The sequence below is a fragment of the Mycobacterium sp. genome, assembly GCF_044370595.1.
GTDB lineage: Bacteria > Actinomycetota > Actinomycetes > Mycobacteriales > Mycobacteriaceae > Mycobacterium.
The window spans coordinates 1-7343 of the sequence record NZ_JBILVF010000165.1; the positions used below are offsets into that span (position 1 = coordinate 1).

Below are 7343 nucleotides of genomic sequence, written 5' to 3' on the forward strand. Positions count from 1 at the left end.
CTACAACCTGACCATCAACATGGCGGTACCCATCGGCATCGCCTACGCCGCCAAACTGCTCAACCTGCGACTGTCGTTGACCTCGTTCGCCGGCCAGTCCGCCGATGAGGCGTCCTACGGTTCGGTGTTGGTGATCCTGGCGCTGGTCGCGGTATTCGCCTTGGTGGTGTACCGGATCGCGATGCGGGTGTTGGACAGCGAGGATGAGCGCCGGGGCCTGGCCGCTGGGAAGTTTTCCCAGCTGTAACGTGCGGTAACGCGGGCGTGGTCTGGGTTCTCCATGCTGTGGGCGTGCTACTCCATCAGGGCATCGGTCTCGACGCGTTCAACCAGTTGCCGACCCGCCGGGCTGTGCATGCGCTGTTCGAGTGTTGTAACAGTGTGACGATGGCAGCGGACCTGGCCAGAGGGCGTCCCTACGCCGGCCACGACTCGCTGTTCCGCAAGGCTGACGCGCTGCTGTTCTCACTGCCCGAGGAGTCGGTCGACGACATTCTGCAGGCCTACCCGCGGGTCGGCAGCCGGCCCGGCAGCGTGCGCTCACACGCCGAACAGTGCGCGCTGTGGGATGACCGCCCCGGGGTGATGCAACTGCTGGACAGTTCAGCCCAGGAGTACGCCGAGAAATTCGGATTCGTTTTCGTCATGTACGTCCCGACCGGCTTCTCGGTGTCGGCGGTGATCGCCTCGATCGTCGACCGGATGCACAACGATGGGGAAACCGAGCGCAAGATCGTGCGAAACGAGATCGCCAAACTCAACCGCAGCCGCCTTGAGCGCATGCTCGGGCCGGAGGGCGGTTACGACAACTGGACCTGAACTCAGGTTTAGCGGTTATCGCTGACCCGGGTTTTGATCAAGCTGGCCGCCGTGGTCAGCAGCAGCGTCACGACGATCACCGCCAGGCTGAGCAGGGTTGGTATCTCCGGCACCTTGACGGGGTGGCCGCCGTTGATGAACGGCACCTCGTTTTCGTGCAGGGCGTGTAGCAGTAGCTTGACGCCGATGAAGAACAGGATGAACGCCAACCCCTGGGACAGATAGACCAGCCGGTTGAGCAGATCGCCGAGCAGGAAGTACAACTGGCGCAGTCCCATCAGCGCGAAAACATTGGCGGTGAACACCAGGTACGGCTCACTGGTCAGGCCGTAGATCGCCGGGATGGAGTCCATCGCGAAGAGCAGGTCGGTGGTCGCCAACGCCAGGATCACCAGGAACATCGGCGTCATCAGCCGTTTGCCCCCGCTCTTGACGTACAACTTCAGGCCGTGCCAGGTGGGGGTGGTCTTGAGGTATTTCTTGGCGAAGCGGACCACGGCGTTGTCGCCGTCGTCGCTGTGGTCGGTGTCGCGGATCAACTTGACGGCGGTGAACACCAGGAAGGCGCCGAATAGATAGAAGATCCAGGAGAACTGCTCGATCGCGACGGCACCCAGGGCGATGAAGATTCCGCGGAAGACCAGCGCGAGCACGATGCCCACCATGAGCGCCTGTTGCTGGTAGATCTTGGGCACCTTGAAGCTGGCCATGATGATGATGAAGATGAAGAGGTTGTCGACCGACAGGCTGTACTCGGTGAGCCAACCGGCGAAGAACTCCAGACCGTACTGGCCGCCGTGGGCCCGCCACACCCACAGGCCGAACAGCACCGCAAGGCCGACGTAGACGCCCAGTGCCGTCACGCATTCCCGCCGGCTCGGCTCATGCGGCCGCCGGGCGAAGACGAGGATGTCGAAGAACAACACGGCCAGCGTCACCGCGAGGGTGATGCCCCACTCGAAGGTGGATACAGTCACGCGGGGTGTCCTCCGGTCGTCGAGCGCGGCCGATGTCTCTCCCGTCGGACTCCCAACGGATTGAGCCGACCCGCGGAACCGGACGGCCGGCAGGTAGGCCGACGTGCCGACGACACCGCGGCGAAGGAATATTCCCTCTGCGGGCAAAGTGTCTCAGGTTCGGGCCCTCGACGCGACACCGGGGCGAGCGGCGGCCAATAGGATTCGGGGCGATGTCCGCAATCCCCGCTCAGTACCTGCAGGCCGGGCAGGCGCCTGCACCGCGAACACTGGTCGACATTCTCTATGCCACCGCCGGCCGGTTTCCGGACGCGGCGGCGATCGACGACGGTGATGTCCAGTTGACCTACAGCGAGGTGATCGAGGACATCGAGGCCGGCATGCGGTGGCTGGCGGCCCGCGGGATCGGTCGGGGCGACCGGGTCGGGATACGGATGCCCTCGGGCAGTTACTCGCTGTATCTGGCGATCCTGTCGACGTTGGCGGCCGGCGCGGCCTACGTGCCGGTGGATGCCGACGACCCCGACGAGCGTGCCGAACTGGTGTTCTCCGAGGCCGGGGTGGCCGGCATCATCACCGAGGCCGGCCTGAGTCGCGGTCGCGGGCCGTCGCGGGGCTGGGGCGCCGGCGCGCCGCAGGTCGGTGACGACGCCTGGATCATCTTCACCTCCGGATCCACCGGAACGCCCAAAGGCGTCGCGGTCACCCACCGTAACGCCGCCGCGTTCGTCGATGCCGAAGCCCGAATGTTTCTGCAGCACAGTCCCATCGGGCCCGACGACCGCGTCCTGGCCGGGTTGTCTGTCGGATTCGATGCTTCCTGCGAGGAGATGTGGCTGGCCTGGCGGCACGGCGCCTGCCTGGTGCCGGCGCCCCGTGCCCTGGTACGCAGCGGCATGGATCTGGGGCCATGGCTGGTGGCCCGGGACATCACCGTGGTGTCCACGGTGCCCACCCTGGCGGCGTTGTGGCCGGCCGAGGCCTTGGAGGCGGTGCGGCTGGTGATCTTCGGCGGTGAGGCCTGCCCGCCGGACCTGGCTGATCGGCTGGCCTCCGGTGAGGAGGGTGCCGGACGTGAGGTGTGGAACACCTACGGCCCCACCGAGGCCACCGTCGTCTCCTGCGGGTCGAAACTGCTGGGCGGCGCCCCGGTCAGTATCGGTCTGCCACTGGCGGGCTGGGATCTGGCGGTCGTCGACGAGGCCGGGGCACCGGTCGCACTCGGCGGCGTCGGCGAGTTGGTGATCGGCGGAGTGGGCCTGGCCCGCTACCTCGATCCGGCCAAGGACGCCGAGAAGTACGCGCCGATGCCGGGGTTGGGCTGGCCACGGGCCTACCGCAGCGGCGACCTGGTGCGTCTGGAACCGGACGGTCTGTACTTCCAGGGCCGCGCCGACGACCAGGTCAAGGTCGGCGGGCGCCGCATCGAACTCGGCGAGGTCGATTCAGCTCTGGTCCACCTTCCCGGCGTGAGTGGCGGCGCGGCGGCGGTGCGTAAAACCGCAAGCGGCACACCGGTTTTGGTGGGCTATATCGCCTCGGCGGATCCGTCGTTCGACCTGGCCGCGGCCCGCTCTCAACTCGCTGAGTCACTGCCGGCCGCACTGGTGCCGCGGCTTGTTCTGGTCGACGAACTGCCGACCCGCACGTCGGGCAAGGTGGACCGCGACGCGCTGCCCTGGCCCCCGCCCGGTGATGTTCCCGACGTCGGTTCCCAACTCGGCGGAACGATGGGCTGGCTGGCCGGGCAGTGGCAGGAGGCGCTGGGCGCGGTCGTCGACGGGCCCGAGGCCGACTTCTTCGCCCTCGGCGGGGGGTCACTGTCGGCGGCTCAACTGGTGGTCGCGCTGCGCGGGCAGTTCCCCGGGATGACCGTCGCGCACCTCTACGACCATCCCCGACTGGGGTCGCTGGCCGGATTCCTCGATGAGATGGCCGCTGAGCAGAGTCCGCCGGTCGCCGCTGCGCCGCGCCATGTCGCGCCGGTGCCGGCCGGTGCCCGGGCCGCCCAGGTTGCGCTGACGCTGCCGTTGGCGACTCTCACCGGTCTCGGGTGGCTGACCTGGCTGGCGGTGATCAACAACGTCGTCGCTCATTTTTATCCGCTGCCGTGGCTGGTTGGACTCGACTGGCGGGTGGTGGCACTGGCGTTCGTCGTGTTCATCACCCCACTGGGGCGGATGGCTCTGGCCGTGGCCGGTGCTCGCCTGCTGCTGGCCGGGCTCAAGCCGGGAACCTACCGCCGCGGCGGTTGGCAGCACCTGCGGGTGTGGCTGGCCGAGCGGCTCGCTGATACCAGCGGCGCCGAGAACCTGGCCGGTGCCCCCTGGCTGGTGTACTACGCACGGGCACTGGGCAACTCAGTTGGCAAGGGTGTCGATCTGCATTCGGTCCCGCCGGTCAGCGGGATGCTGACGCTCGGGCATCGCAGTTCGGTGGAGCCTGAGGTCGACCTGTCCGGCCACTGGATCGACGGCGACCTGTTCCACATCGGCACGATCACCATCGGCAACGACGCCACCATCGGCGCGCGGACCACGCTGCTGCCCGGTGCGGTGGTGGGCAAGGATGCCGACGTCGCACCGGGTTCGGCGGTGGTCGGCAAGGTGAAAAACGGTCAGTACTGGAAGGGTTCGCCGGCGGTGAAGTCCGGCAAAGCGCGCCACCCCTGGCCGGATCACCGCCCGCCGCGGGCCGCGCACTGGGTACTGGTCTACGCGGTGTCCTCGGTCCTGCTGGGTGCGTTGCCCCTGGTATCGCTGGGGGCCGGTCTGACGGTTCTGGCGGCGGCGGTGCGCGATACCGCGAGCCTTTCCGCCGCAGCCCGCGCGGCGGCGCCGTGGATTCCGGTCGCGGCACTGGTGGCCGCCGGGTTCTACGCCCTGGTGACGGTCTGCGCGGTGCGGATCCTGGCGATCGGCTTGCGGGAGGGTTACCACCCGGTGCGCAGCCGGGCGGGCTGGCAGTTGTGGTGCACCGAACGGCTGATGGACGCCGCCCGCAACTACCTGTTCCCGATCTATGCCGGTCTGCTGACCCCGGTATGGCTGCGGATTCTCGGCGCCGAAGTCGGCCGGAATACCGAGATCTCGACAGCGTTGCTGACGCCTAAGTTCACCACCGTCGAGGACGGTGCCTTCCTGGCCGACGACACCATGGTGGCCTCGTATGAACTGGGTGGCGGCTGGATTCACGTCGCCCCGACAACCGTCGGGAAGCGGGCGTTCCTGGGTAACTCGGGTATCACCCAGCCGGGCAGAAAAGTCCCCGACGATGGTCTGGTGGCCGTCCTGTCGGCGACCCCGCCGAAGGCCAAGTCCGGATCGTCCTGGTTGGGTAGTCCGCCGATCCGGTTGCGCCGGCACGCCGACACTGCCGATCTGGCCCTGACCTACGACCCCCCGTTGCGGTTGAAACTGGCCCGCGGTGCGGTCGAGACCTGCCGAGTGGTGCCGTTGGTCGTGACCTTCGCGATCGGGGTGGCGACGCTAGCGGTGTTGCAGGCGATCGTCCTGCGGTTCGGGTACGGCCCGGCCGCGTTGGTCTGCGGGGCGGTGTTCCTGGCGGCCGGCGCGGTGGCCGGCGGTATCGCCGTAGCAGCGAAATGGCTTGTGGTGGGAAGGATTAAGGCGGCTGAAAAGCCGCTGTGGTCCTCCTTCGTCTGGCGCAACGAAGTCGCCGACACCTTCGTCGAGACGGTGGCCGCACCCTGGTTCGCCCGCGCCGCCAGCGGGACCCCGGTGATGAACCTGTGGCTGCGGGCGCTGGGCGCGAAGATCGGGCGGGGGGTGTGGTGCGAGACCTACTGGCTGCCCGAGGCCGACCTGGTCACCCTGGGGCACGGCAGCACCGTCAGCCGCGGCTGCGTGGTGCAGACGCACCTGTTCCACGACCGGATCATGCGGATGGACACCGTGGTGCTCGAGGACGGGGCGACGCTGGGCCCGCACTGCGTCGCGCTGCCCGCGTCGCGGATCGGCGCCGGGGCGACGGTGGGGCCGGCCTCACTGGTGATGCGCGGCGACGAGGTGCCGGCGTCGACCCGCTGGCAGGGCAACCCCATCGCACCGTGGCGGCCTCCGCGCAGACGTGCCGGTGTGCACCTCGAGTCCGCGGTTCAGGACAGCGCCGCGTGAAAGCCGCCGACCGCAAGAGCAGCAACCCGCCCGTCATCGACCCCTATCTTCCCGACAACGGCAACTTCGGCTATCGGGTGTCGCGCTACGAACTGGACCTGGAGTACAAGGTTGCCAGCAACCGTCTGAGCGGATCGGCGACGATCACCGCCGTCGCCCTGGCATCGCTGCACACCTTCACCCTGGACCTGGCCGACTTCATGTCGGCCACCAAGGTCACCGTCAACGGCCGCCGGCCAAGCCATTTCGGCGCTTCGGGGGGCAAACTGCGGATCCGGTTGGCCAGCGCGCTGCCCGCCGGATCGGCAATGGCGATTGTGGTCCGCTACGGTGGCACACCGCGTCCGCTGCGAACGCTCTGGGGGGAAGTCGGTTTCGAGGAACTGTCCAACGGCGCGTTGGTGGCCGGCCAGCCCAACGGCTCACCGACCTGGTTCCCCTGCGACGACCATCCCAGTTCCAAAGCGAGCTATCTGATCCGGATCAGCACCGACAGCCCGTATTACGCGGTGGCACCGGGGGAATTGGTGTCGCGGCGGGTACGGGCCGGCCAGACGGTGTGGACCTACGAACAACCCGAACCGACCTCCACCTATCTGGCGACCCTGCAGATCGGCATGTATGCGCTGCGCCAGATACCGAAGGCGCCGGTACGGATGCAGGCTGTCCTTCCCGATCGCCTGCGGGCCCGGTTCGACCACGATTTCGGCCGCCAGCAAGCGATGATGAAACTGTTCATCAAACTGTTCGGTCCGTACCCGTTCTCGGCGGGCTACACCGTCGTGGTCACTGATGAGCCCCTCGAGATACCCCTTGAGGCGCAAGGGGTTTCAATTTTCGGTGCCAACCACTGCGACGGCACCCGCAACTCCGAACGGTTGATCGCCCACGAACTGGCCCACCAGTGGTTCGGTAACAGCGTCACCGCCCGCCGGTGGCGTGACATCTGGCTCCATGAGGGATTCGCCTGTTACGCGGAGTGGCTGTGGTCGGAGCACTCCGGGGGCCGCACAGCCGCCGAGTTGGCCCACCAGCACCACCAACGTCTGCTGGTCGCCGCGCAGAACCTGCTGCTGGCCGACCCGGGTCCGCGGGACATGTTCGACGACCGGGTCTACAAGCGCGGAGCACTCACCCTGCACGCCCTGCGCGGAGTCGTCGGCGATGAGAAGTTCTTCGCCCTGCTGCGGGATTGGACCACCCGCCACCGGCACGGCACCGTCGTGACCGACGATTTCACCGGCCTGGCCGCCAACTACGCCGAGGTGTCGCTGCGTCCGCTGTGGCAGGCGTGGCTGTATTCCCCCGGGATGCCGCCGCTGTGACCGGTGCCGGGCTCAATGCGGTGAGCGTCGCCGCCGGCCCGGTGGCGCGCGGCAGCGTTGCGCGAGTGGGACTGGCGACGGCGGTC

4 protein-coding genes and 1 pseudogene are annotated in these 7343 nt (G+C 67.9%); 4 read left to right on the forward strand and 1 reads right to left on the reverse strand.

Going from position 1 to position 7343, the window contains the following annotated elements; translation table 11 throughout:
* Both ADBZ5N_RS16120 and ADBZ5N_RS16125 read left to right on the forward strand, forming a co-directional pair.
* Positions 1 to 247, forward strand: a pseudogene (locus ADBZ5N_RS16120) (hypothetical protein); the annotation flags it as partial.
* 44 nt (positions 248 to 291) lie between these two features.
* A complete protein-coding gene (locus ADBZ5N_RS16125) occupies positions 292 to 819 on the forward strand; it encodes a 2-oxo-4-hydroxy-4-carboxy-5-ureidoimidazoline decarboxylase (protein WP_526259126.1) in 528 nt (175 codons plus the stop codon).
* Between the two features lie 8 nt (positions 820 to 827).
* On the opposite strand, the gene ADBZ5N_RS16130 is transcribed toward ADBZ5N_RS16125, so the two are convergent.
* Positions 828 to 1796, reverse strand: coding sequence for a TerC family protein (locus tag ADBZ5N_RS16130; protein ID WP_526259128.1), 969 nt, complete (start codon positions 1794 to 1796; stop codon positions 828 to 830).
* Positions 1797 to 2008: 212 nt separating this feature from the next.
* Here ADBZ5N_RS16130 and ADBZ5N_RS16135 point away from each other — a divergent pair, with 212 nt between their 5' ends.
* Positions 2009 to 5932: a Pls/PosA family non-ribosomal peptide synthetase gene (locus tag ADBZ5N_RS16135; protein ID WP_526259130.1), complete on the forward strand. Its 3924-nt coding sequence runs from the start codon at positions 2009 to 2011 to the stop codon at positions 5930 to 5932.
* Positions 5929 to 7257 carry a M1 family metallopeptidase gene (locus tag ADBZ5N_RS16140; protein WP_526259132.1) on the forward strand — a complete coding sequence of 443 codons (1329 nt, stop codon included), beginning with the start codon at positions 5929 to 5931 and terminating at the stop codon, positions 7255 to 7257. The genes ADBZ5N_RS16135 and ADBZ5N_RS16140 overlap by 4 nt, the downstream gene beginning before the upstream one ends.
* The last annotated feature ends 86 nt before the right edge of the window (positions 7258 to 7343 follow it).